The 25,490-nt window shown below is 70.6% G+C and carries 21 protein-coding genes and 2 pseudogenes; 15 read left to right on the top strand and 8 right to left on the bottom strand.

The annotated features are described in order from the left end of the window. Positions 1 to 145 precede the first annotated feature (145 nt). Genes OG819_RS05135 through OG819_RS05120 form a run of 4 tightly spaced genes read right to left on the bottom strand, consistent with a single transcriptional unit; the run spans position 146 to position 7,435 of the window. Positions 146 to 1,894 (bottom strand): ABC transporter ATP-binding protein, encoded by a 1,749-nt coding sequence (locus OG819_RS05135; protein ID WP_266628791.1) that lies wholly within the window; start codon positions 1,892 to 1,894, stop codon positions 146 to 148. Next, a complete protein-coding gene (locus tag OG819_RS05130; RefSeq protein WP_266648230.1) occupies positions 1,891 to 3,678 on the bottom strand; it encodes an ABC transporter ATP-binding protein in 1,788 nt (595 codons plus the stop codon). Before OG819_RS05130 ends, OG819_RS05135 begins: the two co-directional genes overlap by 4 nt. A gap of 53 nt (positions 3,679 to 3,731) precedes the next feature. Continuing rightward, a complete protein-coding gene (locus OG819_RS05125; RefSeq protein WP_266648228.1) occupies positions 3,732 to 5,651 on the bottom strand; it encodes an ABC transporter ATP-binding protein in 1,920 nt (639 codons plus the stop codon). Continuing rightward, positions 5,648 to 7,435, bottom strand: a complete 1,788-nt coding sequence (locus tag OG819_RS05120; protein WP_323139324.1) for an ABC transporter ATP-binding protein — start codon at positions 7,433 to 7,435, stop codon at positions 5,648 to 5,650. The genes OG819_RS05125 and OG819_RS05120 overlap by 4 nt, the downstream gene beginning before the upstream one ends. Before the next feature lie 180 nt (positions 7,436 to 7,615). Between OG819_RS05120 and OG819_RS05115 the strand changes: the two genes are divergently transcribed. The 5 genes from OG819_RS05115 (at position 7,616) to OG819_RS05095 (ending at position 11,734) form a co-directional block, all read left to right on the top strand. After that, entirely contained in the window at positions 7,616 to 8,527 is a 912-nt protein-coding gene (locus tag OG819_RS05115) for an ABC transporter ATP-binding protein (RefSeq protein WP_266648224.1), read from the top strand. Positions 8,528 to 8,550: 23 nt separating this feature from the next. After that, complete coding sequence (locus OG819_RS05110) at positions 8,551 to 9,285, top strand: ABC transporter permease (protein WP_266634687.1); 735 nt, start codon at positions 8,551 to 8,553, stop codon at positions 9,283 to 9,285. A gap of 25 nt (positions 9,286 to 9,310) precedes the next feature. Further along, on the top strand, positions 9,311 to 10,576 hold the full coding sequence (locus OG819_RS05105; RefSeq protein ID WP_266628801.1) for a sensor histidine kinase: 1,266 nt from the start codon (positions 9,311 to 9,313) through the stop codon (positions 10,574 to 10,576). After that, complete coding sequence (locus OG819_RS05100; protein WP_266648222.1) at positions 10,566 to 11,228, top strand: response regulator transcription factor; 663 nt, start codon at positions 10,566 to 10,568, stop codon at positions 11,226 to 11,228. The genes OG819_RS05105 and OG819_RS05100 overlap by 11 nt, the downstream gene beginning before the upstream one ends. Positions 11,229 to 11,536: 308 nt before the next feature. Further along, the gene (locus tag OG819_RS05095; RefSeq protein ID WP_266648220.1) at positions 11,537 to 11,734 is read left to right on the top strand and encodes a DUF397 domain-containing protein; all 198 of its coding nucleotides are present in this window, start codon (positions 11,537 to 11,539) and stop codon (positions 11,732 to 11,734) included. A gap of 542 nt (positions 11,735 to 12,276) precedes the next feature. On the opposite strand, the gene OG819_RS05090 is transcribed toward OG819_RS05095, so the two are convergent. From OG819_RS05090 to glgX, 3 genes and pseudogenes are all read right to left on the bottom strand, one after another. Further along, positions 12,277 to 12,825, bottom strand: coding sequence for a Uma2 family endonuclease (locus OG819_RS05090; RefSeq protein ID WP_266628809.1), 549 nt, complete (start codon positions 12,823 to 12,825; stop codon positions 12,277 to 12,279). 76 nt (positions 12,826 to 12,901) lie between these two features. Further along, positions 12,902 to 13,054 (bottom strand): annotated as a pseudogene (locus OG819_RS05085) (transposase); the annotation flags it as partial. Between the two features lie 18 nt (positions 13,055 to 13,072). Further along, entirely contained in the window at positions 13,073 to 15,340 is a 2,268-nt protein-coding gene (gene glgX / locus OG819_RS05080; RefSeq protein WP_266628811.1) for a glycogen debranching protein GlgX, read from the bottom strand. 151 nt (positions 15,341 to 15,491) lie between these two features. Between glgX and OG819_RS05075 the strand changes: the two genes are divergently transcribed. From OG819_RS05075 to OG819_RS05045, 7 genes are all read left to right on the top strand, one after another. Next, positions 15,492 to 16,709 (top strand): Ig-like domain-containing protein, encoded by a 1,218-nt coding sequence (locus tag OG819_RS05075; RefSeq protein WP_266628813.1) that lies wholly within the window; start codon positions 15,492 to 15,494, stop codon positions 16,707 to 16,709. Between the two features lie 188 nt (positions 16,710 to 16,897). Continuing rightward, complete coding sequence (locus OG819_RS05070; protein ID WP_266628815.1) at positions 16,898 to 18,151, top strand: Ig-like domain-containing protein; 1,254 nt, start codon at positions 16,898 to 16,900, stop codon at positions 18,149 to 18,151. Positions 18,152 to 18,242: 91 nt separating this feature from the next. Beyond that, positions 18,243 to 19,010, top strand: coding sequence for an enoyl-CoA hydratase/isomerase family protein (locus tag OG819_RS05065; RefSeq protein WP_266628817.1), 768 nt, complete (start codon positions 18,243 to 18,245; stop codon positions 19,008 to 19,010). A gap of 344 nt (positions 19,011 to 19,354) precedes the next feature. Further along, positions 19,355 to 19,858, top strand: a complete 504-nt coding sequence (locus tag OG819_RS05060; protein ID WP_266431206.1) for an ATP-binding protein — start codon at positions 19,355 to 19,357, stop codon at positions 19,856 to 19,858. 193 nt (positions 19,859 to 20,051) lie between these two features. Then, on the top strand, positions 20,052 to 20,843 hold the full coding sequence (locus tag OG819_RS05055) for a polysaccharide deacetylase family protein (protein WP_266648218.1): 792 nt from the start codon (positions 20,052 to 20,054) through the stop codon (positions 20,841 to 20,843). Next, positions 20,843 to 22,033, top strand: a complete 1,191-nt coding sequence (locus tag OG819_RS05050; protein ID WP_266628821.1) for a YncE family protein — start codon at positions 20,843 to 20,845, stop codon at positions 22,031 to 22,033. Before OG819_RS05055 ends, OG819_RS05050 begins: the two co-directional genes overlap by 1 nt. Before the next feature lie 91 nt (positions 22,034 to 22,124). Further along, complete coding sequence (locus OG819_RS05045; protein WP_266648216.1) at positions 22,125 to 22,733, top strand: ADP-ribosyltransferase; 609 nt, start codon at positions 22,125 to 22,127, stop codon at positions 22,731 to 22,733. Between the two features lie 3 nt (positions 22,734 to 22,736). Here the strand turns inward: OG819_RS05045 and OG819_RS05040 are convergent, their stop codons facing one another. Then, positions 22,737 to 23,369, bottom strand: coding sequence for a GNAT family N-acetyltransferase (locus tag OG819_RS05040; protein WP_266652573.1), 633 nt, complete (start codon positions 23,367 to 23,369; stop codon positions 22,737 to 22,739). A gap of 49 nt (positions 23,370 to 23,418) precedes the next feature. Between OG819_RS05040 and OG819_RS05035 the strand changes: the two genes are divergently transcribed. From OG819_RS05035 to OG819_RS05025, 3 genes and pseudogenes are all read left to right on the top strand, one after another. Further along, positions 23,419 to 24,333, top strand: coding sequence for a MerR family transcriptional regulator (locus tag OG819_RS05035; protein ID WP_266628827.1), 915 nt, complete (start codon positions 23,419 to 23,421; stop codon positions 24,331 to 24,333). Positions 24,334 to 24,381: 48 nt separating this feature from the next. After that, a complete protein-coding gene (locus OG819_RS05030) occupies positions 24,382 to 24,594 on the top strand; it encodes an EF-hand domain-containing protein (protein ID WP_095852504.1) in 213 nt (70 codons plus the stop codon). 221 nt (positions 24,595 to 24,815) lie between these two features. Then, positions 24,816 to 25,389 (top strand): annotated as a pseudogene (locus OG819_RS05025) (transposase); the annotation flags it as partial. Between the last annotated feature and the right edge of the window lie 101 nt (positions 25,390 to 25,490).

The raw sequence follows: 25,490 nt of genomic DNA, 5'->3' as shown, positions 1-25,490 counted from the left end.
CACACCGGCGGTTCGTGTGATGGCAAGGCACCGGAATGCTCTCGTAGCTCCGCCACGGGAGCATTCCGGCAACGCGGCTGGGGTCCCCCCTCTGAGGGAGTGCGCGCCACGCCCCGCGAGCCCCGATCACCACTCCATACAGGACCTAGGGCCGTCGCTCACCGTGCCAGGAGTGCCACAGCGCCGCGTACGCCCCGTCCGCGGCCACCAGTTCGTCGTGTGTGCCCAGCTCGGTCAGCAGGCCCTCCTCCATCACGGCCACCCGATCCGCGTCGTGCGCGGTGTGCAGCCGGTGCGCGATGGCGATGACCGTGCGCCCCTCGAGCACGGCGGCGAGCGCACGCTCGGTGTGGCGCGCGGTCGTCGGATCGAGCAGGGCGGTCGCCTCGTCGAGGATGAGGGTGTGCGGGTCGGCCAGTACCACCCGGGCCAGCGCCAGCTGCTGGGCCCGCGACCCGTCCGTCCGGTGGGCGCCGGGGCCGAGCTCGGTGTCCAGGCCGTCCGGCAGCTCCCGGACCCAGTGATCGGCGCCGACGGAGGCCAGCGCCGCCCACAACGCCGCGTCACCGGCGTCAGGTTCGGCGATCAGCAGGTTGTCGCGGACGGTGCCCAGGAACACGTGGTGCTCCTGGGTGACGAGGACGACCTGTCGTCGCAGTTGCTCGGGATCGAGGTCGGCGATCGGTACGTGGCCCACCGTCACCGACCCGGACCGCGGCGCGTCGATGCCCGCGAGGAGCCGGCTCAGGGTGGTCTTCCCGGCGCCGGAGGGTCCGACGACGGCCAGCCGTTCCCCGGGCCGGACGGTCAGGTCGACTCCGCGCAGCACCTCGCCCCCACGGTCGTAGGAGTAGCGGACGCCCGTCACGTCGATCCGGTCGTCGACCGGGGTGGGCGAGCCGGACGGTACGGCCCGTGGCGCCCCGGCCAGCCCCTCCACGCGGGCGAACGAGGCTGCGCTGCTCTGCAGTTGCTCGACCTGCATCAGGATCTGGTCGAGCGGCTCCCCGAGCTGGCGCAGATACAGGGTCGCGGCGACCACCGCCCCCAGGCTCATCGACCCCCGCGCGTGCAGCGCACCGCCCACCAGCAGGGCGGTGACCACGGGAACGACGTACGACACCTCCACGGCCGGGAAGAACACACTGCGCAGGAACAGGGTCCGCATCCGCCGCAGGCGGGACGTCTCCAGCGTCCGACGGCTCGCGGCGATCCGGTCGCGCCGCAGTCCGAACGCCTCCACCGTACGGGCGCCTGCCGCGGTGGCCGCGAGGATCTCGGCGACGTCCGAGGTGGCGGTGCCCTCGGCGAGATACGCGGTGCGCGCACGGCGCAGATACCAGCGCAGGGCGAACCAGATGCCGACAAGGCCGAGCACCCCGCAGGCGCCGAGCAGCGGGGCGATGACGAAGACCGCGCCGAGGATGAACAGCGCCTGGGCGCAGGAGATGAGCAGCTCGGGCCCGGTGTCGCGCAGCGTGTTGCCCACCACGGTGACATCGGCGGTGCCGCGCGCGGTCAGATCGCCGGTGCCGGCCCGCTCCACGACCGAGGCGGGCAGACGCAGCGCCCGCTCCACGAACTGCTCCCGCACCCGGGCCAGCGTCCGCTCCCCGAAGCGGTGTCCCACGTACCGGGCCCACCGCGCCAGCAGCAGCTGCGCCAGCGAGCACACCAGGATGACGAACGCCAGCCGGTCCACGACGTGCACACCGTCCCCGGCCCGCACGTCGTCGATGATCCGCCCGAGCAGCCAGGGCCCGACCAGCCCGGCCGCGGCCGCCAGCGCGTTCAGGCCGAGCACGGCGGCGAAGGCCCGCCCGTCCGCCCGGATCAGCCGCAGCGACGCCCGGCGCACCTCGACGGGCTCGGCGACCGGCAGGTGTGCGCTCATCGCAGGGCCTCCTCTGCGTCGACGCCGTCGACGCCGTCGATCCCATCGCCGGCGTCAAGGGCTTCCAGGTCGTCCACGTCGTCCAGGGCGTCCGCGTCGCGGGCCACCAGCGCCCGGTATCCCGGCTCCCGGTCGAGGAGTTCGCGATGGCCCCCGCTCGCCGCGACCTTGCCGTCGACCAGGAAGTGCACGGTGTCCACCTGGTCCAGCATCAGCGGAGAGGTGCTGGTGACGACGGTCGTACGGCCCGAGCGCGCGGCGCGCAGCCGGGCCGCCACGGCCGCCTCGGTGTGCGCGTCGAGCGCCGAGGTGGGTTCGACGGCGAGCAGTACCTCGGGGTCGGCGAGCAGCGCCCGCACCAGGCGTACCCGCTGTCGCTGGCCCCCGGAGAGGCTGCGGCCCTGGGCGGCGACGTCCGAGTCGAGACCGTCGGGCAGACCGAGCACGATGTCGTCCGCCGCCGCCGTGCGCACCGCCCGGGCGATCGCCTCCTCGTCGTGCTCCCGGCGACCGGAGACCAGCTCGCGCAGGGTGCCCGCGAACAGGTCGGCCTCGTTGTCCGCGACCAGGATCCGTTCGCGCACCTGCGCCAGCGCGATCCCGTCGAGCCGTACGCCACCCCAGGTCACCGCCGATTCCGCGTACCGGCCGAGGCGGTCGACGACGGCCTCGGACTCCGCGGGAAGGGCTCCGACCAGCGCGGTGAGCCGCCCCGGCAGCACCCGCACCCCGGAGTCCGGATCGTGCAGCACCGCCGGGGAGGCGGGCGCGTCCCGGGCGTCGGGGTGGTCGGCGACGGGCTCCAGGGACAGGAACCGTACGACGCGCCGGGCTGCGACGACGGCCCGGCTGAGCTGGTAGCCGCCTTCGATGAGGAAGTACACCGGCGCCACGAGGACCGCGACATAGCCGTACACGGACACCAACTGGCCGATGGTGATCTCCCCCTGGGCCGCCAGCCGGGCCGCGAGCCAGGTCACGACGGCGAGGAAGAGCGTCGGCAGTCCCATGCCCAGCGCCTGGATCCAGCTGGTCGCCGCCCCGACCCGGTACCCCTGCGCCCGCAGCTCCTGCGAATCGCGTCGGAAGGTGTCCGCGAACAGCCCCTTGCCACCCAGGCCGTTGAGGACGCGCAGGCCGCCCGCGAGGTCGCCGATCCGTGCGGTCAGCACGCCCTGCCGCTCGCGGTACTCGGTCTCCGCGCCCTGCAGCCGAGACATCAGCGGGCCGACGAGCCCGGCGGTCAGCGGCACCCCGAGGAGGATCACCACCGAGAGCTGGAGCGAGACCGACATCAGCAGCACGGCGACCACGCCGTAGGTGACGATCGCGGCGACGCCGGGACCGACGACGGTCAGCGACTGGCTGATCGTCTGGACGTCGCCGACGCCGATCGTGACGACCTCCCCGGCGCCGACCTGGCGGGCCAGCGCGGCACCCAGTCGCGCCGACTGCTCCACCACGACCTTGACCGTACGGAAGTTGGCGTCCATCCGGACCTTGGTCATGGTGCGGTGCCGCATGATGCCCAGCCAGGCGTTGAACACCCCGATGCCGAACACGGCGGCCGTCCAGCCGAGCAGCGCGCCCTGGTCGCCCGGCTCCAGGCCGTCGTCGATCGCGCGGGAGAGCAGATACGGCGGCAGCGCCAGGAGCACCATCCACACGGTGGCGAGCAGCGCGCCTGCCGCGCTCCGCCCCGCCTGCCGGGTGACCAGCCACCACAGGTACCGCCACCCGCCCCGACAGTCGGGCGTCCCGGGGTCCTCGTACGCATCGATCATCCGACCCTCATGCCTTTCACTCGCCGTCCGCTGAACGAGTCACTCGCCGTCCGCTAGACGAGGCTTTCGCGCCACGCCTGGTGCAGGTCCGCGAATCTGCCGGTGGACGCGACGAGTTCGGCCGGGCTGCCGTCCTCGACGATCCGTCCGTGTTCCATCACCAGCACCCGGTCGGCGATCTCCACCGTGGACAGGCGGTGGGCGATGACCACCGCCGTCCGGCCGCGCAGGACCGTCGACATGGCGCGCTGCACCGCCCGTTCCCCCGGGATGTCGAGGGAGCTGGTCGCCTCGTCGAGGATGAGGACGGCCGGGTCGGCCAGCAACGCCCGTGCGAAGGCGACGAGTTGGCGCTGTCCGGCGGAGATACGGCCACCCCGCTTGCGTACGTCCGTGTCGTAGCCCTCGGGCAGCGCGTTGATGAAGTCGTGGGCGCCGATCGCCTTGGCGGCCCGCTCGATCTCCTCGCGGCTCGCGTCGGAGCGGCCGATGGCGATGTTCTCGGCGACCGTGCCGGAGAACAGGAAGGCCTCCTGGGTCACCATCACCACCCCGCGCCGCAGTTCGGGCACGGACAGCTCGCGCAGGTCGACGCCGTCGAGCAGGACCCTGCCGTCGGTGGGGTCGTAGAAGCGGGCCAGCAGCTTGGCGAGGGTCGACTTGCCCGCGCCCGTCGAGCCGACGACGGCCACCGTCTGTCCCGCGGGGAGTGTGAGCGAGAAGGTGGGCAGCACCTCGCCGCCCGTGCGGTACGCGAAGCGGACGTCCTCGAAGACGACCTCGCGGCCCGGCTGCGTGGAGGCGAGCGCGGGCAGCCGCCTCGGTTCGGCCGGCTCCGGCACGGACGGCGTCTGGGCCAGCAGACCCGCGATCTTCTCCAGCGAGGCCGCCGCGGACTGGTAGGCGTTGAGGAACATGCCCAGCCGATCGATCGGGTCGTACAGGCGCCGCAGATACAGCACCGAGGCGGCCAGCACACCCAGCGCCAGCGAACCACCGGCCACCCGGTACGCGCCCCACAGCACGATCGCCGCGACCGCCGTGTTGGCTACCAGCCGGGAGCCGACGACATAGCGGGCCATCTCCAGCAGGGCGTCGCCGTTGGTGCGCTCGTGGCGCTTGTTGAGCACCCGGAACTCCGCGTCGTTGGCCTCCTCGCGGCGGAACGCGCGCACCGGCCGGATCCCGTTCATCGTCTCCGCGAACTTCACGATGACGGCGGCGATCGCGGTCGAGCGGAGGCGGTAGATGCGGCCCGCGCGGCGCCGGTACTGGCGTACGAGGAGGTAGAGCGGCACGAAGGAGGCCACCGCGACCGCGCCCAGGCTTAGGTCCAGCCAGAGCAGCATCGCGGAGATGTAGACGAAGGACAGGATCACCGTGATGAGTTCCTGCAGGCCCTCGCTGAGCAGTTCGCGCAGGGACTCGACGTCCGTCGTGGAGCGGGAGATCAGCCGGCCCGAGGTGTAACGCTCGTGGAAGTCGATGCTGAGCGCCTGCGCATGGCGGAAGATCCGGCCGCGCAGGTCGAGCAGCACGTCCTGGTTGACTCTGGCGGACGCGGCGGTGAAGGCGTACTGGAGGCCGCCGGCGGCGAGCGCGCACACCAGATAGCCGACCCCCACCGCGATCAGCGGGCCGTGGTCGTGCGCGCGGAACGCCGGTACGGCGCGGTCGATGGCGTACGCGACGAGCAGCGGGCCCGCCTGGATGGCGGCCTGCTGGAGCAGGAGCAGCACCATCGTCACCACCACGCGGGCCTTGAGCGGGGTGAGGAGGGAGCGCAGCAGCGCGGCGGTGGCGCCCGGGGGAGTGGGCAGGGCGTCGCGGTCGAACGGGTCCTGGTACCGGTGGGACTCCCGCGCGTTCGGACGGTCGTTGCCGGGCACCCCGCCGTCGGGTTCCGTGCCCGCTTCCCTGCCCGGCCCCCGGTCCGGCTCCTTGTTCGGCGCGGTCGTCGTGGGCGCCGTCATCGGTCGGCCTCCTCGTCACCTGACATCAGATGGGCGTATTCGGCGTTGCTGCGGAGCAGTTCGTGGTGGGTGCCGACCGCGGTGATGCGGCCGCCGGAGAGCAGGGCCACGCGGTCGGCGAGCAGGACCGTGGACGGGCGGTGCGCCACGATCAGCGCCGTCGTCTCGGCCAGCACGCGGCGCAGCGCGGCCTCGACCGCGGCCTCCGTGTGGACGTCCAGTGCCGACAGGGGGTCGTCGAGGACGAGGAAGCCGGGGCGGCCGACGACGGCCCGCGCGAGGGCGAGGCGCTGGCGCTGACCGCCGGACAGGCTCAGGCCCTGCTCGCCGACCTGGGTCGCGGTCCCCTGCGGGAGCGCGTGCGCGAAGTCGGCCTGGGCGACGGCGAGGGCACGGTCCAGGTCCGCTTCTCCCGCGGTGTCGGGGGCGCCCATGAGCACGTTCTCCCCGACGGTCGCCGAGAAGAGGGTGGGCTCCTCGAAGGCCACGGCCACGCGCGCGCGAAGCTCCTCGCGGGGCATCGTGGTGATGTCCTCGCCGTCCAGCGTGATCCGCCCGGCCGTCACCTCGTGCAGCCGTGGGACGAGGGCGGTGAGGGTGGTCTTCCCGGTGCCGGTCGCGCCGACCAGTGCCATCGATTCACCCGGACGGATGTGCAGATCGATGTGTTCGAGGACGGGGGGCGTGTCCGCGGGCGCGTCGGGATAGCGGAACTGGACTCCGTGGAAGCGGAGTCCGCCCTCGCCCTTCCGGGCGGCGACCTCGGTCGTACCGGTGGCGACCGGTGACGTACCGGTGGACTCCGGCTTCTCGTCCATCACCTCGAAGTACCGCTCCGTCGCCGTCGCCGCCTCCTGGCTCATCGCCAGGAGGAAGCCGATGGACTCGACGGGCCAGCGCAGCGCGAGCGCCGTGGACAGGAACGCCACCAGCGTGCCGGCGGACAGGCGGCCGTCGGCGACCTGGATCGTGCCGAGGACGAGGGCGGCGCCGATGGCGAGCTCGGGGAGGGTGACGATGACGGTCAGGATGGCGGCGAGGAGGCGGGCCTTGGCCAGCTCCGTGCCGCGCAGGGTGCGGGACAGCTCGCGGAAGGCGTGGGCCTGGCTGCGGTGGCGCCCGAAGCCCTTGATGATGCGGATGCCGAGCACGCTCTCCTCGACGACCGTCGTCAGATCGCCCACCTGGTCCTGGGCCCGCCGCGCCACCAGCGAGTAGTGCCGCTCGAAGAGCCAGCACACGGCCATCAGGGGCACGGCGGGAGCGAGCAGCACCAGCCCGAGCGTCCACTGCTGGGCCAGCATGATGATGACGCCGACCAGGATCGTCACGGAGTTGACCAGCAGGAACGTCAGCGGGAAGGCGAGGAACTGGCGTACCAGCATCAGGTCCGTGGTGCCCCGGGAGAGCAGCTGTCCGGAGGCCCAGCGGTCGTGGAAGGCGACCGGGAGCCGTTGCAGATGCCGGTACAGATCCGCCCGCATGTCCGCCTCGACCGCCGACAGCGGACGCGCCACCAGCCACCGTCGCAGCCCGAACAGCACCGCCTCCGCGATGCCGAGCAGCAGCAGGTACAGCGAGCCGAGCCAGATGCCCGCCGGGTCGTGGTCGGCCACGGGACCGTCCACCATCCACTTCAGGACGAGCGGGAACACCAGCCCCGTGCAGGAGGCGAGGATCGCGACGAAGGCGGCGCCGAACAGCCGCGTGCGCACCGGCCGCACGTACGGCCACAGGCGCAGCAGGCTGCGTACCGTCGAGCGATCGGCTCGGTCACTGGTCACTGCATCTGGTGTGGACATCACTCGCGAGCCTACGGTTCGGCACTGACAGTGCCCACCGAGTTTTGGCCGGTCGTGCACAGGTTGCGCCCCGGTCGTACGACGGTATCAACCGATCGGTTGATGCCCCTTCGAGCGCGATGGCCGATGTTCCTGACCCCGCCACGCCGGGACCCTCGAAGCATGTCAGCCACACCTGTCATCGAAGTCAGCGCACTGCGCAAGTGCTACGGCGGCCGGCCCGTCGTCGACGGTGTCTCCTTCGCCGTCGAGGAGGGCGAGATCTTCGGGATCCTCGGTCCGAACGGCGCCGGCAAGACCACCACTGTCGAGTGCGTCGAGGGCCTGCGGATCCCCGACGCGGGCCGCGTCCGGGTCACCGGGCTCGACCCCGTCGCCGACCACGAACGGGTCGCCCGCGTCCTCGGCGCCCAGCTCCAGGAGAGCGAACTCCAGGCCAAACTCACCGTCCGCGAGGCGCTGGAGCTGTACGCGGCCTTCTATCCGAACCCCACCGACTGGAAGCCACTGGCCGAACGCCTCGGCCTGACCACCAAGCTCACCACCCGGTTCGCGAAGCTGTCCGGCGGCCAGAAGCAGCGCCTGTTCATCGCGCTCGCCCTCATCGGCAACCCCCGCGTCGTCGTCCTCGACGAACTGACCACGGGGCTCGACCCGCGCGCCCGCCGCGACACCTGGCAGCTCATCGAGGACGTACGGGCGAGCGGGGTCACCGTCCTGCTCGTCACGCACTTCATGGAGGAGGCGCAGCGCCTGTGCGACCGGATCGCCGTGATCGACCAGGGCCGGGTGGCCGCCCTGGACACGCCGTCAGGGCTGATCCGGCGTTCGGCGGGCTCCACCGTCATCAGCTTCACGCCGTCGGCGCCGCTGGACGAGGGTGACCTGAACGCCCTGCCCGCGCTCGCGTCGGTCGAGCACAGGGACGGCCGGATCACGCTCTCCGGCACCGACGAGACCGTCAACGCGGTCATCACGCTGCTCGCCCGGGGCCACATCACCGCCCACCAACTCCGCGTGTCCGATGCAACGTTGGACGACGCGTTCCTGGACCTGACGGAGGTCACCGCATGAACACCGCTGACGGAGGTCACCGCGTGAACACCGCCGTCCTGCGCACCGAGTTGCGCCTCTTCCGCCGCGAACCGGGCGCCCTCTTCTGGATCCTGATGTTCCCCACCCTGCTGCTGGTGATCCTGGGATCCATCCCGTCCTTCCGCCGGCACCACGCCGACCTGGGCGGCCTGCGTACGATCGACGTCTACGTCCCGGTGGCCGTGCTGCTCGGGATGATCGTCGGCGCACTGCAGTCGATGCCGCAGAACATCACCGGCTACCGTGAGCGCGGCATCCTGCGCCGTATGTCCACCACTCCGGTACGGCCGTCCGCCCTGCTGTCCGCGCAGATGCTGGTCTACGGCGGGGCGGCGCTCGTCTCGGCCCTGTGCGCGCTCGCGGTGGGCCGCCTCGCCTTCGACGTACGGCTGCCCGAGCAGGCCTTCGGCTATCTCGTCGCCCTGGTCCTCGCGATCCTGGCCGCGCTCGCGCTGGGCGCGGTGGTCTCGGCGCTGTCCCGCACGACGAAGATCGCGGGTGCGATCGGGTCGGCCGTGTTCTTCCCGATGATGTTCTGCGCGGGCGTGTGGCTGCCGGTGCAGTCCATGCCGGACACGCTTGCCCGGACCGTCGGCTACACCCCGTTCGGCGCCGCCGCGCAGGCCCTGAACCGGGCGGCGGCGGGGGACTGGCCGGGCTGGGCGCACCTGGGCGTGCTGGTGGCCTGGACCGTGCTGCTGACGGCCGGTGCCTCGCGCTGGTTCCGCTGGGAGTAGGCGGGGGACTGTGCAGACTGGGGAGATGACCACCAAGGACCGGCAGATCGAGCGGCGCTGGGAGCAGCTGCACACCTGGGGGCCGTACGGGCTGCTCGGCATCAGTGTCGTCCTCGCGGTCGCCGCCACCGGCCTGCACAACCGCTCCGTCAAGTGGTACCTCGGCTGGACCCTGGTCGGTGCCGCGGTCGTCCTCCAGCTGTGGTGGCACGGCACCCGGTCCCGACGTCCCGGCCGCGGCCGGATCCCGTCCCGGGCGGGGACGGTGTACTACGTCGTCCGCTGGGCCCTCGCCTTCGTTCTCAGCTGGCTCAACCCGTTCTTCGCGTTCTACGCCGCCTCCGGCTACATGGACGCCGACGAGCTGATCCCGGGCCGGTGGCAGCGGCTCGGACTGCTCGCGAGCGCGGTCACCGTGGCCGGTGCGCAGACCGGCGGCATGCCGTTCGGGAGCGGGGTCCAGTGGATCCTCTTCCCCCCGCTTCTGATCGCCAACTCCGGCCTGCAGATGGTGGTCGCCCATCTGCAGGAGCAGGAGACGCGGCGCTATTACGAGCGCGGCGAGACCATCACCGAACTCGAACGCACCAACGCCGCCCTGCAACAGGCCCTCGACGAGAACGCCGCCCTCCACGCCCAACTCCTCGTCCAGGCGCGGGAAGCCGGCGTCGCCGACGAACGCCGCCGTCTGGCGGCCGAGATCCACGACACCATCGCCCAAGGCCTGACCGGCATCATCGCGCAGCTCCAGGTCGTCGCGAACACCCCCGATCCGGGGGCCGCCCGAGTACACCTGGGCCGCGCCTCGGAGCTCGCCCGCCAGAGCCTCGGCGAGGCACGCCGTTCGGTGCACAACCTCGCTCCGATCGCCCTCGAACACGACGGCCTTCCCGAGGCTCTGAAGAAGACGGTCGCGGAGTGGGCCCGACGCACCGGCGTCCGCGCGGACTTCACCCTCACCGGCACGGCGGAACACCTCCACGAGGAGATCTCGGCGACGCTCCTGCGCATCGCCCAGGAAGCCCTGTCCAACGCGTCCCGGCACGCCCACGCCACCCGCCTCGGCATCACCCTCTCCTTCATGGGCGACGAGGTGACCCTGGACGTACGCGACGACGGCCGCGGCTTCGACCCCGCCGCCGTCCCCGAACGTACCGGCAGTCGCGGCTTCGGCCTCGACGGGATGCGGGCCCGCGCCGAACGGGTCGCGGGCTTCCTCACCCTGGAGTCCGAACCCGGCCACGGCACGGCGCTCTCGGCGCGCGTACCGTTGGTCCGCCATGACCGATGACTCGTTCGCCCCGGCCGACGACGCCGCGATCACCCTCCTCGTCGTCGACGACCACCCCGTCGTACGGGACGGTCTGCGCGGCATGTTCGAGTCCGCGCCCGGATTCACGGTCCTCGGCGAGGCCGCGAACGGCGTCGAGGCCGTCGCCCTCGCCACCTCCCTCGACCCGGACGTCGTCCTGATGGACCTCCGCATGCCCGGCGGCAACGGAGTCGAGGCCATCGCGGAACTCACCCGCCGCGGCGCCCGCGCCAAGGTGCTCGTCCTCACCACCTACGACACCGACTCCGACACCCTCCCCGCGATCGAGGCGGGCGCGACGGGCTATCTGCTGAAGGACGCCCCGCGGGAGGAGCTCTTCACCGCCGTCCGCGCGGCCGCGCAGGGCCGCACGGTCCTCTCCCCGGCGATCGCCTCCCGCCTGATCTCGGCGGTCCGCGCCCCCGCCTCGGCCCAGGACTCCCTCTCGGCCCGCGAACGCGAGGTCCTCGCCCTGGTCGCCAAGGGGACGCCGAACCGCGAGATCGCCCGCATCCTGTTCATCAGCGAGGCCACGGTCAAGACCCACCTCACCCACCTGTACGCCAAGCTGGGCGTCAACGACCGCGCGGCGGCCGTGGCGGTCGCGTACGACCGGGGCATCCTGGGCTGACGCCGCCGCATCCCGGCACTCCGATCGGCCTAACGACTGAACATCACACAAGGACACGGCCTTCCCGCACCCGGAGGGTGCGGGAAGGCCGGGGAAAGTACGGGAAGACCACGATCGTCGGCATCCGACGAGGACGGGACAGGCACCATCCGCATCTCTCAAAGCCGACGCAAACCGTAACCGACCAGGATGAAAGCAGTGGCAGATGCTGAGGATCCGCACCGATGACACGAAGTAGCAGCAACCAGCTTGCTCAAGCTAAACACCCAACAGTTGAAGACCCTGCTGGAACAGATGCGAGGAGCACTATGAGCACCACTGATGAGCTGAGCTGGTTCAAGAGCAGCTACAGCGGTAGCGAGGGCGACAACTGCGTCGAGGTCGCTATGAGCCCGCGGGCGGTCCACATCCGCGACTCAAAGGACGCTGAGATCAGCCCCTTCGCCGTCGCCCCTGCCGCCTGGTCGGCCTTTACGGTACACGCGGCGAACTCGTCGTTGGACTGACGGAGACCCGTACGGCAGTGGGGCGTGGGAAACCGGTGAGCCGGCTCCCAACGCCCCACAAGCGTCTGCCGCGCCACTCCTGCTCTTCCAGCGAGGCCTGTTCGGTGTCCTTCTTCCGTGCCGGTGCGGCCTTCCGTCCCCGCGCCTTCTTCACCGGACGTCAGGCCTCCAACTGCACCTCGCTGACGGGATGTTCGCGCAGCAGTCGCTGGAACTCCGCCTCCAGGTCCTCGAACGGTGCGTCCCCCCGCTCGTCGTCGTACTCACTGATGCCTTTCCCGGTAAGCGCCCGTCGCTCGCTGTGATCGCGATGCTGGCGCTGCGGCCCGTGTGGTCCCCAAGTCAGGTCAGGTGTCCGGCCACCGAGCGGGCGGCACGGGCGTCGGAACTGGCAGAGCAATCGAGTTGTCGACTTGCTACAGAGCTCGTCGAAGGCCGAGGTCGGAGCAGCAAAGGCGACGCCTGCAGCCGACCGTGAAGTGATGTCCGGGTGGGGACAGCTCGAAATCCGGCGCTACCACCGCTTCGCGGCGGGAAGACGGTCAGGTGTACGGGAGCAGCGTTGCCGTGTCCAGGTCGAAGTCGAACGGTTGGGGGATGTGGAGGGTTTCGCCGAAGTCGACGTCCTCGCGGCGGTGGTATTTCTTGCTGTCGGGGCGGCTGAAGAGCGTGACGGTCTTCAGCCTGGCGTCGACCACGAGGTACAGCGGGATTCCCATCAGGGGGTAGTCCCTGACTTTGCCCACCCAGTCGTTCTCGGGGTTCGAGGGCGAGACCAGCTCGACGGCGATGACTGCGACTTCGGCGGGGACCTGGTTGTCGGTGGTCTCCAGGGCTTCGGCCGGCAGGTAGGTCAGATCGGGATTGCGGCTCTTGCCCACGTCGGGCGAGACCAGGTCTGTGTTCTCGCTCGGCAGCAGGTCACCAGGGGTGTGCGCGTCAAACTGGCGCCGTACTACCAGGAGATTGCGCTGGTGGATGCCGGAGGGGCCGACCATCATGACAATGGTGTCGCCGGAGATCTCGGCCTTGAATCCGTCCGGCAGGCTCCTGCGGGCCTCTTCGAGGAGTGCGAAGTGCTGCGGGTCCATGCTGCTGCGCCTCCCAGGAAATTTCCCACCGGCCTTCAAGGATAAGGGGTCTTCGAATTTAAACGGGTCTTCGAATTTAGTGGGGGTGTGCCTCCCGCCGGCTCCGGCGAGTGGTCGCACAGCGTGAGCGTAGGCGCTGGTTTTTCCGGTTCCTGAAGCCGAAGGCGTTACGCGCTTCGAGCTTGCTGAGGCGGTTGTTGCCTTCGGAGACGGCGTTTGAGGGTCCGGACAGGTAGTAAACGCCCACTCAGCCCACGACCCGTAGCAACAACACCGCCCGAGCCGGCACCGTGACCGTCCCCCCGGCCCGATGCACCATCCCCGGCGCCTCCCCCTGCTCCTCCACCGACGTATCGACCACCACCTCGTAGCGAGAGGCCCACGGCGGGCCCGGCAGGACGTAACTCACCGGACGGTCCCCGGCGTGCAGGACCGCGAGGAAACTGTCGTCCACGACCGGCGCCCCTCTGGCATCGCGTCCCGGGATGTCCCGCCCGGAGAGGTACATCCCGAGCGTCGAGGCCGGCGCGTACCAGTCGCGTTCCGTCATCTCCGTCCCGCGAGGGGTGAACCACGCCAGGTCCCGCAGCCCGTCGACGGAATGGGCCCGGCCGGAGAAGAACGCGCGGCGCCGCAGCACGGGATGCCGGTGCCGCAGCGCTATCAGACGGGAGGTGAGGTCGAACAGGGCGCGCCAGCCCGGTTCGTCCAGCAGGCTCCAGTCGACCCAGCTGATCTCGTTGTCCTGGCAGTACGCGTTGTTGTTGCCGCGCTGCGTGCGCCCGAACTCGTCCCCCGCGACGAGCATCGGCACCCCGGTGGACAGCAGCAGCGTCGTCAGCAGGTTCCGCAACTGGCGTCGCCGCAGCCCTCGTACCCGCTCCTCGTCCGTCTCCCCCTCCGCCCCGCAGTTCCAGGCCCGGTTGTCGTCCGTGCCGTCCCGGTTGCCCTCCCCGTTGGCCTCGTTGTGCTTGCGCTCGTAGGAGACGAGGTCGCGCAGCGTGAAGCCGTCGTGGGCGGTCACGAAGTTCACCGAGGCGTAGGGGCGTCGCCCGCCCCACGCGTACAGGTCGCTCGACCCCGAGAGGCGGTACCCCAGATCCCGTACGTCCGGCAGCGCGCCCCGCCAGAAGTCCCGGACCGCGTTGCGATAGCGGTCGTTCCACTCCGTCCACAGGGGCGGGAAGGCGCCCACCTGGTAGCCGCCGGACCCCACGTCCCACGGTTCGGCGATCAGCTTCACCCGGCGCAGGACCGGGTCCTGGGCGATGACCGCGAGGAAGGGGGAGAGCATGTCGACGTCGTGCATGGAGCGGGCCAGCGCCGCCGCCAGGTCGAAGCGGAAGCCGTCCACCCCCATCTCCGTCACCCAGTACCGCAGCGAGTCCGTGATCAGGCGCAGGACGTGCGGCTGGACCACGTGCAGGGTGTTGCCGCAGCCCGTGTAGTCGGCGTACCGGCGGGCGTCCGACTGGAGCCGGTAGTAGCCCCGGTTGTCGATGCCGCGAAGGGAGAGCATCGGGCCCAGCTCGCCCGCTTCCGCGGTGTGGTTGTAGACCACGTCGAGGATCACCTCGATGCCGGCGGCGTGCAGCGCGCGCACCATGCGTTTGAACTCGCCGACCTGCTGCCCGGTCGTCCCGGAGGAGGCGTAGCCCGCGTGCGGGGCGAAGTAGCCGATCGAGTTGTAGCCCCAGTAGTTCTTCATCCCGCGCCGCAGGAGGTGGTCCTCGTGGGCGAACTGATGGACGGGCAGGAGTTCCACGGCCGTGACGCCGAGCCCGACCAGGTGCTCGATCGCCGCCGGGTGGGCCAACCCGGCGTAGGTGCCGCGCAGTTCCTCCGGGATCCCGGGGTGCAGCCGCGTGAAGCCGCGTACGTGCAGCTCGTAGATCACCGAATCCGCCCACGGGGTTTTCGGACGGTGGTCGTCCGACCAGTCGTCGTCATCGTGGACGACCACACCCTTGGGGACGTACGGCGCCGAGTCCCGGTCGTCGCGCACGGTGTCCGCGACCTGCTGCTGGGGCCAGTCGCGCACATGCCCGTACACCTCGGGCGGCAGGCTGAAGTCGCCGTCCACGGCACGGGCGTACGGGTCCAGGAGCAGTTTCGCCGGGTTCCAGCGGGCGCCGGTCCACGGATCCCAGCGGCCGTGCACGCGGTAGCCGTAGCGGCGGCCGGGCAGCACGCCGGGGACGAAGCCGTGCCAGATCTCGTGGGTCAGTTCGGTGAGCGGTACGCGTGTCTCGTGGACCTCACCGTCGCGCTCGTCGAAGAGGCAGAGGTCGACGGCCTCCGCCCCGCCCGCCCACAGGGCGAAGTTGGTGCCCGCCGCGCCGTCGGGGCCGACGCGGAAGCGCGCCCCGAGCGGGGTCGGGGCGCCCGGCCACACGGAGACGGCGGGCGACGGCGCCCGCTGGGCGCCGTTCAGTACGGGGGACGACTGCGCGGGCAGTTTCTCGCCCGTGGCACGGCCCTCTGGTACGGCCTCCTGCTCGGCTGCGCTCGACACCGTTCAGCCTCCTGCGGCTCGGTGGACGGCCCGTGGGCAAGCGCGCGGTGTCCCCGCCGCGGCTTCCCCTCGCGTCGTCCTCCCCACTGTTCTGCCCAGCGCTTGGCTCGCACTCACGTTTCCCCAGGGGTGCACACTCGTTGGGACGGCTGTGAAGCACGAACAGACACGCGCGCGGCACGCAGGGGCCGCGCTGGCCGCCGTACTGACCTGGGCCGGCCTGCTCGCCGGAGCCGCCGGCTGCACCTCGCACGGGATGGAGGAGGTGCTCGGCAAACCCCCCGCCGCCGAGGACGTCATCCGGATCTCTCCCGACGACAACAGCAAGGGCGTACATCCGCGGCAGGCGCTGCGGGTACGGGTGCCCGACGGGCGTCTTGAGTCCGTGCAGGTCGTCAAGGACCAGGACGCGCAGGAGTCCGCGGTGCCCGGGCACATCTCGTCCGACGGCCTGACCTGGGCGCCCGACGACCCGCGGCTCGCGCTGGCCGCCAAGTACACCGTGGATGTGCTGGCCATCGACGGGCACGGGCGGCGCTCCGCGCGGCACACGACGTTCACGACGTTCGTCCCCGAGGAGCGGTTCATCGGATACGTGACGCCGGAGAACCGCTCCACCGTCGGCACCGGCATGATCGTCTCCCTCGCGTTCAACCGGGAGATCGAGAACCGGTCCGCCGTCGAGCGCGCGATCCACATCGAGGCCAGCCCCGCGGTCGAGATCCGCCCGCACTGGTTCGGCAAGAGCCGCCTCGACTTCCGGCCCGAGCAGTACTGGAAACCGGGCACGAAGGTCACCGTCGGGCTGCGGCTGCGCGACGTCGAGGGGGCGAAGGGCGTCTACGGACTCCAGTACAAGACCTTCTCGTTCACCATCGGCCGCAGCCAGGTCTCCCTGGTCGACGCCGCCACGCACACCATGGAGGTACGCCGCGACGGCGACCTCCTCGACACGGTGCCGATCACCGCGGGCGCCCCCGGCAAGACGACGTACAACGGGAAGATGGTCGTCATGGAGATGCTGGAGGTGACCCGGATGAACAGCCGCACGGTCGGCTTCGGCGGCGAGTACGACATCCCGGACGTCCCGCACGCGATGCGCCTCACCGAATCCGGGACCTTCGTGCACGGCAACTACTGGGCCCCGGGCTCCTTCGGCAACAGCAACGTCAGCCACGGCTGCGTCGGTCTGCTGGACGTGAAGGGCGGCAGCTCCGACAGCCCCGCGGGCTGGTTCTTCGACCGCAGTCTCATCGGCGACGTCATCGAGGTCGTCAACAGCGCCGACAAGGAAGTCGCTCCTGACAACGGGCTCGGAGGCTGGAACATGGGCTGGAAGGAGTGGAAGGCGGGCAGCGCGGCGAAGTAGCCCGAAAGAGGCGCACGCACGCGTCGTAGGGCAGGGGACTCCAGCGCGCCCCCACACGGCCGAACTTGGGACTGAACGGTGACAATCCCGGGGAGCCATCTCTCCGAGCCGTGTGATTAATTAGCGCGATACGCGCGGCGACGCGCTGGGGTGCGGGCCTGATCAGGCCGTGCGAGGGGAGAACAGACTTGAACGGGCGACCGATATCGGGGGCGTCGGTTGGAACGCGGGAACGGGGGAGCCGGGGGAACAAGGGAATCCTGGCGCTGCTGCTCGGCGTGCTGCTGCTCGCCGTGTCCGCGTGCGGCGGGGGAGGGGACTCGGACTCCGGGAACGGCAAGGGCAAGAGCGCGGGCAGCTCCGCCAAGGCGGACACCAAGGTCTCGCAGGCCGTGGTGACCATCGCCCCGAAGGACGGCACGAACGGCGTGGCCACCAGCGGGGCCCTCAAGGTCAGCGCGGCCAAGGGCAAGCTGACCGAGGTCACGGTCAAGGACGGCAAGGGCAACGCGGTCGACGGCGCGATAACCGGCGAGGGCGCCACCTGGACGCCTTCGACCCACCTCGCCTCCGCCACCAAGTACAAGGTCCACGCGGTGGCCAAGGACGCCGACGGCCGTGAGGCCGCCGAGGAGTCCGCCTTCACCACCCTGACCCCGAAGAACACCTTCGTCGGCACGTTCACGCCCGAGGACGGTTCCAAGGTCGGCGTCGGCATGCCCTTCTCGATCCGCTTCACCCGGGGCATCACGCACCCGGACGCCGTGGAGAAGGCCGTCAAGATCAAGACCGAGCCGGCCGTCGACGTCCAGGGCCACTGGTTCGGCAACGACCGTCTCGACTTCCGTCCCGAGCAGTACTGGAAGGCCGGTACGAAGGTCAGCGTCACCCTGAACCTCGACGGTGTCGAGGGCCGGCCCGGGGTCTACGGCAAGCAGGCCAAGACCGTGTCCTTCACGATCGGCCGCAGCCAGGTCTCCACGGTCGACGCCAAGACCCACAAGATGGTCGTCAAGCGCGACGGCAAGGTCATCAAGACCATCCCGATCACCACGGGCAAGCCGGGCTACGACACCTGGAACGGCCAGATGGTCATCAGTGAGCAGCTCCGGGTGACCCGTATGAACGGTGAGACGGTCGGCTACGGCGGCGAGTACGACATCAAGGACGTGCCCGACGCCCAGCGCCTGACCGACTCCGGCACCTTCATCCACGGCAACTACTGGGGCGGCGACGCCTTCGGCAACTACAACGCCAGCCACGGCTGCGTGGGCCTGCGCGACGTGCGCGGCGGCGGTGACCGCAGTGCGCCCGCCGCCTGGTTCTTCGACCACTCCATCACCGGCGACGTGGTGATCGTGAAGCGCTCGAACGACAAGACGGTCGCCCCGGACAACGGCCTCAACGGCTGGAACATGTCCTGGTCGGACTGGACCGCCTGATCCCTTCGCCTCGACGGGCCCGCTGTGCCAGGTCACCTTTGTGACCGAGCACACCGGGCCCGTTGTCGTTAGTCCCCGTTAACCTGCCCTCATGACTGTGCATCTCGAAGTGGCCGAAGGCGTCGGCACCCTGCGTCTTGACCGCCCGCCCATGAACGCGCTGGACGTCGCCACGCAGAACCGGCTCAAGGAGCTCGCCGAGGAGGCCACCCGCCGCGAGGACGTGCGCGCCGTGGTGATCTACGGCGGCGAGAAGGTGTTCGCGGCGGGCGCGGACATCAAGGAGATGCAGGCCATGGACCACGCGGCGATGGTCGTGCGGTCCCGTGCCCTGCAGGACTCCTTCAGCGCCGTGGCCCGTATCCCCAAGCCGGTCGTCGCCGCCGTCACCGGCTACGCGCTTGGCGGCGGCTGCGAGTTGGCGCTCTGCGCGGACTTCCGTATCGCCGCGGACAACGCCAAGCTCGGCCAGCCGGAGATCCTGCTGGGCCTGATCCCCGGCGCCGGCGGCACCCAGCGCCTGTCCCGGCTGATCGGCCCCTCCAAGGCGAAGGACCTCATCTTCACGGGGCGGATGGTGAAGGCAGACGAGGCGCTGTCGCTCGGTCTGGTGGACCGGGTCGTCCCGGCCGACGAGGTGTACACCCAGGCACAGGCCTGGGCCGCGAAGCTGGCGCAGGGTCCCGCGCTCGCGCTGCGCGCCGCCAAGGAGTCGATCGACGCGGGTCTCGAGACGGATCTCGAGACGGGGCTGGCGATCGAACGCAACTGGTTCGCGGGGCTGTTCGCGACCGAGGACCGCGAGCGCGGCATGCGCAGCTTCGTCGAGGAGGGGCCGGGGAAGGCGAAGTTCCTCTGATCCGCGCTTGTCCGCCGGTTCTCCGCATTACTGCCGGAGCCCCCGTCGCGCGGTGAAAATCACTCCCCAAGTTCCTCTGATCCGTTTGCAGTTGACGCGGTGTCTTATCGGTTGTCCCCCGAAGGGCTGGTTTATGCCAGCCTTAAGGGAACCTTAAGGCTGCCTCGGTGCGGACGATCGGCGATTGCCGCCAAGTGGGGCATTCTGGCAGGTCAGATAGGACCTGTCGAGCTCTGAACTGCCCGGGGCATATGCCGATCGAATGGTGCGGAATGGTCGATTCCGGGGGGCGTATTCCTCCGGAACGGCCCCGAAGCCGGCTCTGGGCGGCCATGATGGGGGGCATGGCGGGGCTGGAGGGTATCGAACAGCCGCGGCGGCACGGGAGTGCGACCGCGGCGCGCTGGTCGCCTGCGGTCGAGGACGAGCGGGCGCTCAAGGCGCTCGAGTTGTTCGGCAATCCGACGGAGGCCGAAGTCCCGCTGCCGTCCCGCCCCGAGTCCGCCGCCACCGCGCGGCGGCTCACCCAGGTCATCGTCCTGCGCCACTGGGGGCTCTCCCCGAAGATGACCGAGGATGCCGTGTTACTGGTCTCCGAACTCGTCGGCAATGCCGTACGGCACACGGGGGCCCGCGTCTTCGGGCTCCGGATGCGCCGCCGCCGGGGCTGGATCCGCGTTGAGGTCCGTGACCCCTCCCGTGGTCTCCCCTGTCTGATGCCGGTTCAGGAAATGGACCTGAGCGGCCGCGGCCTCTTCCTCGTCGACAAACTCTCCGACCGCTGGGGAGTCGACCTCCTGCCCCGCGGCAAGACCACCTGGTTCGAGATGCGCGTCGCCGACCGCTGACCGCTCGCCCCTCCCTGGCCCACACGGCGACCCGTACACGCGCTAATCGGATCAATCGCCGGTTTTCGTACCATTACACTCTTAAATGGTGCGGGTGATCACGCCCGCTCACCCCCCTCAGCAGTCCCCCGACGCATGCCCCGACACATGCCCCGACGTCGGGGTCCCGCGTGCGGAGCCGGATCCGCGCCGGGTGCCGGATCGGCGTGCGGCGCTGCGGTCGGGTGTCGCGCTCGCCGCCGGGACACTCGCCGCCGGGTGTTCCGCGACCGGCGCCGCCGCACACCCGGTCGCCGCCTCCCGCACGTTCGTCTCCTCCTCGAACCCCTCCGCGAATCCCGCGGTCAAGCCCGCCGCCGCGCCCGCGCCCCGCCGCTTCCCCCAGCAGCCCGCCCAGATCACCCACGGCCCCCGCGACCGTCCCCGGGTCGCCCTCACCTTCCACGGCCAGGGCGACCCGGCCGTCGCCAGAGCGCTGCTCGGCGAGGCGGAGAAGGGCGGCGCCCGGGTCACCGTGCTCGCGGTGGGCAGTTGGCTCGACGAGCACCCGGACATCGCCCGCCGCATCCTCGACGGCGGCCACGACCTCGGCAACCACACCCTGCGCCACCTCGACATCAACGCGATGTCCGAGGCGGACGCGGAGGCCGAGATCCGGGGCTGCGCGGACCGGCTGCGACGGCTGACCGGGTCCATCGGCACCTGGTTCAGGCCCTCCCGCAGCCCGAGCGCCTCCTCCCTCGTGGCGGGGGTGGCCCGCCGTGTGGGCTACCCGCACGTCCTCTCCTACGACGTCGACTCGCTCGACTACACCTCGCCGGGCGCCCCCGCCGTCACCCGCCAGGTCATCGGCGGGGTCCGCGACGGATCCGTGGTGAGCATGCACTTCGGGTACGCGGACACGGTCGCCGCGCTCCCCGCCGTCCTGGAAGAACTCGGCCGCCGCGGTCTGCGCGCGGTCACCACCACGGAGCTGCTGAGCTGATGCACCGCAACCGGAACCTCACGAAGCGCGCCCTGCTCGCGGGCGCGGTACTCGCCGTGCTCGCCGTACTTCCGGGCTGCGACGGCGAGTCCAAGGACACCGCGCACGAGGCCGTCGGCACCCAGGCCGCCGTCAAACCGGCCCAGCCGAACCAGGTCGACGGCCTGCCCGGCATGCCGCCCGTGCTCGACCCGACGGACGTCTACACCGCCGACCGGCCGAACAAGTTCTCGCCGGTCGTCAAGGACTTCCCGTCCCGTGTGTACGTCCCCAACACCAACTCCAACACGGTCTCCGTGATCGACCCGAAGACGTACGAGGTCATCGAGACGATCCGGGTCGGCGCGCAGCCCCAGCACGTCGTCCCCTCCTGGGACATGAAGACGCTCTGGGTCAACAACGACCGGGGCAACACCCTCACCCCCATCGACCCGAGGACCGGCAAGGCGGGCAAGACCGTCGACGTGCACGACCCGTACAACCTGTACTTCACGCCCGACGGCAAGTACGCGATCGTCATGGCCTCCCTCGACCGCGAGCTGGTTTTCCGCGACGCGCACACCATGAAGCGCGTCAAGACCGAGCCGGTCACCTGCTACGGCGTCAACCACGCCGACTTCTCTCTCGACGGCCGCTACTTCATCGTCTCCTGCGAGTTCAGCGGCGAGCTGCTGAAGGTCGACACCGAGCGGATGAAGGTGGTCGCCCAGGAGAAGCTGCCCTTCCGCGGCGCCATGCCGCAGGACGTCAAGATGTCCCCCGACGGCAAGCGGTTCTACATCGCCGACATGGTGGCCAACGGGGTGTGGGTCCTCGACGGGGACAAGTTCACGAAGCCGTCCTTCCTCCCGACCGGCAAGGGCTGCCACGGTCTGTACGTCAGCCGCGACTCGCGCGAGATGTACATCTCCAACCGGGGCGAGGGCACCATCTCCGTCTTCGACTTCGCCCAGAACACGCTGACCAAGAAATGGCGCCTGCCGCACGGCGGCAGCCCCGACATGGGCGGCGTCTCGGCCGACGGCAAGGTCCTGTGGCTGTCGGGGCGCTACAACTCCGAGGTGTACGCCATCGACACCCGTACCGGCGTCCAGCTGGCGCGTATCCCGGTCGGCAGTGGCCCGCACGGCCTCGCGGTCTACCCGCAGCCGGGCCGCTACTCGCTCGGCCACACCGGCATCTTCCGCTGATCCACGCCCGGTTGACCCGCAGGGCGGTGACACGCCGCCGTACGGGTGACGATCCCCGGCCCGCCGCCGCAGAACCGAGATCGTGCTCCCCATGATCACAACTCGCCTGCGGCGCCGGGCCGCTGCCGTCGTCGCCTGCCTCTCGGCCGTCCTCGCGACCTCCGCCGCGACGCCCCCCGCGACCCCCGCCGCCCCGCTTGCCAAGGTCGCCGCGCCCGCCTGCCCCCAGTTCGACGACCCGGTCAAGGCCGCCGCCGACCGCCGTGTGCAGGTCGACCGCATCACCCCGGAGCCGGTCTGGCGCAAGACCTGCGGCACCCTCTACCGCAGCGACAGCCGGGGCCCCGCCGCCGTCTTCGAGCAGGGGTTCCACCCCAAGGACGTCATCGACGGGCAGTACGACATCGAGCAGTACGTCCTGGTCAACCAGCCCTCGCCGTACGTGTCGACGACGTACGACCACGACCTGTACAAGACCTGGTACAAGTCGGGCTTCAACTACTACGTCGACGCGCCCGGCGGCGTCGACGTCAACAAGACCATCGGTGACACCCACAAGTGGGCCGACCAGGTCGAGGTCGCCTTCCCCGGCGGTATCGCGCGCCAGTACATCATCGGCGTCTGCCCGGTCGACAAGAAGACCAAGACCGAGATCATGAGCGACTGCGAGAGCAACCCGTACTACGCGCCCTGGCACTGACGCCTACCTGGCGATGAGCAGCGCCTCCGAACCCACGGGACGGTAGCCGGCCGCCTGGAACGCCCGCATGCTGCGGGCGTTCCCCGGCGCCACCTGCGCCCACAGCGGCTCCGTGGCCAGCTGCCGGGCCGCCGTCACCAGGGCCCGGCCCAGCCCCCGGTGCCGTACCCCTTCGTCCACCTCGACCGAGACCTCCAGCCGCCCCGCGATCCCGCGCCCCAGCACCAGCACACCGCCCTCCGCCGTCCACGCGCGCATGTCGTCGCGCCGCCCTCGGGCGTACACGATCCGCGGATGGTCGCCGTCCGTGATCTCCTTCAGCGGGAGCGGCGGCTCACCGGGCAGGGGAGAGCCCACCAGCATCGCGTCGATCGTCTCGGCCGTACGCCCCGTGCGATCGAGGAAGGCCGCCAGGAACCGTGGGTTCATCGGCGCGGCGAGGGCGTCGCACGGTACGGCGGCCAGCGTGTCGTACACCCACCGCGGATCCTCGTCGGTGAAGACGACCGCGTGCGCGGTGAAGGCGAGCACGCCCGCGTCCCGGTCGGACACCTGCGGCACGACGGTCGTACGGCCGTCGGACGGAGGGAAGACACCCCGGGCCGCCGCGTCGAGAATGTCCCGAAGAGTCTCCACCACCGCGCTCCTTGAGTCTCCACCCACTGGAAGGCCCAGACTCGCAGACATGATCGACGACGGCACCGGACTTCTCACCATCGGCGAGCTGGCCCGGGCCACCGGACTGACCGTGCGCACCATCCGCTACTGGTCGGACGAGGGCGCCCTGCCGCCGGTGGCCCGCTCCGCGGGCGGCTACCGGCTGTACGACGCCGCGTCCGTGGCCCGCCTCGAACTGATCCACACCCTGCGCGAACTGGGCCTCGGTCTGGACGCCGTACGCAAGGTGCTGGCCGGCGAGACGACGGTCGCGGAGGTGGCCGCCGCCCATGTGACGGCGCTGGACGCGCAGATCAGGTCGCTGAAGGTGACCAGGGCGGTGCTGTCGTCCGTGGCGCGACGCGGTTCGACCGCGGAGGAGATGACGCTCATGAACAAGCTGGCGCGGCTGTCGGCCGCCGAACGGAAGCGGATCATGGAGGAGTTCGTGGAGGAGCTGTTCCACGGGCTCGACTCCGTGGATCCGGCCATCCAGGAGCGGATGCGCTCCACCGCGGTGGACTTGCCCGAGGAGCCGACCCCCGAGCAGGTGGACGCCTGGGTGGAGCTGGCGGAGATGGTCCAGGATCCGGAGTTCCGGGCGCAGATGCGCGAGGTGGTCGAGTTCAACGCGGCCGACCAGGACCACGCCGCGGCCGCCGGGCGGTCCTTGTGGTTCCCCATGCGCATGCTCCAGCTGGGGACCGAGGCCCGCGCCCGGGGAATCGCCCCCGAGTCGCCCGAGGCGGAGGCGATCCTGCGGGAGGTGCTGGGGGACGGCGACCCGGCCGCCGTACTCGCACGCATGGAGTCGGCGTCCAACGACCGGCTCGCTGGGTACCGGGAGTTGCTGGCCACGGTGAAGGGCGCGGGGACCCAGTCCGCGCACCGGGAGGAGTTCGGCTGGGTGGTCGCCGCACTGAGGGCCGGCGCGGACCGTTAATCTGACCTCCGTCAATACAGCTGTAATGCACTACGAAGGGGCGGATCGGTGGCGGACATCGAGGAAGCACGCAAGCAGTTCGAGCGGATCGATACGGACGGTGACGGTTTCATCACCGCGGCCGAGTTCAAGAGCGCCCTCGCCCAGGGCGGCGACTGGAACGTCACCGACTCGGTGGCGGAGGCCATCATCGCCACCCGCGACCTCAACGGGGACAAGGTCCTCTCGTTCGACGAGTTCTGGACCCACCTGAACAAGTGACCCGGACCCCGCACAGGTGACCCGGGCACAGGGGCGCCCGCCGACCATACGGCGGGCGCCCCTTCGTCCCACCACCGCTGCCACACCGCACTCGCAGGCCGGCCACCGAGCAGCCGCGTGAACGGCCCCGCGGGTCAATACACCTAGGAGGCCTGCTTGCGGTACTGGCCGGGTGTCACCCCGTACTTCCTCTTGAAGGCCTTGGCGAAGGCGAACTTCGTGCCCTGCAGTCCTACGACCGCATCGTCGGTCTCGCCCTGGACCAGATCGCCATCGACGGGTCGATCACCAAAGCACCCGGAGGCGGAGAAGCCGCCGGACGCTCACCGGTCGACCGCGGCAAACAAGGCCTCAAACGCTCGGGAATGACGGACGGTTACGGAATTCCGCTCCGGCCGCGTACTGGCCGGAGCGAACTGCCACGACTCGCCCCTGCTTGCCCCCGCCCTGGACCTGCTGGACGACCTCGGCCCGCTGCCCGACGGCATCACCGTGCACCGGGACGCCGGCTACGACTCGGGCAAGACCCGTACCACCCTCGGCCAACGCGGACTGCAAGGCCGGATCGCGCACAAGGGCGCAAAGACCCCGATCCAGGCCACCCAGCGCTGGCACGTAGAGCGCACGCACGCCTGGCAGAACGCCTTCCACCGGCTCGCGCGCTGCTACGAACGCCGGACCAGTGTCATCATCGCCTGCTTCGACTTCACCGATGCCATCATCACCATGCGTAGCCTCATCCGCCGCGCCTGGACTACCCACCGCCGGCACGTCCGCCCCACCCGGCGACCGTGACCCCACGCCTATCTGTGCAAGCTCTAACTGGCGCAACTGGTCGGAGCTTGGCTGGGGGGCCGCGTGAGGCCGCGAACCGGTGCTTTGTCGGCGTCCTGCGG

It is taken from the genome of Streptomyces sp. NBC_01549 (genome assembly GCF_026339955.1).
Classification (GTDB): Bacteria; Actinomycetota; Actinomycetes; order Streptomycetales; family Streptomycetaceae; genus Streptomyces.
This window is presented reverse-complemented; position numbering and strand designations above follow the sequence as displayed.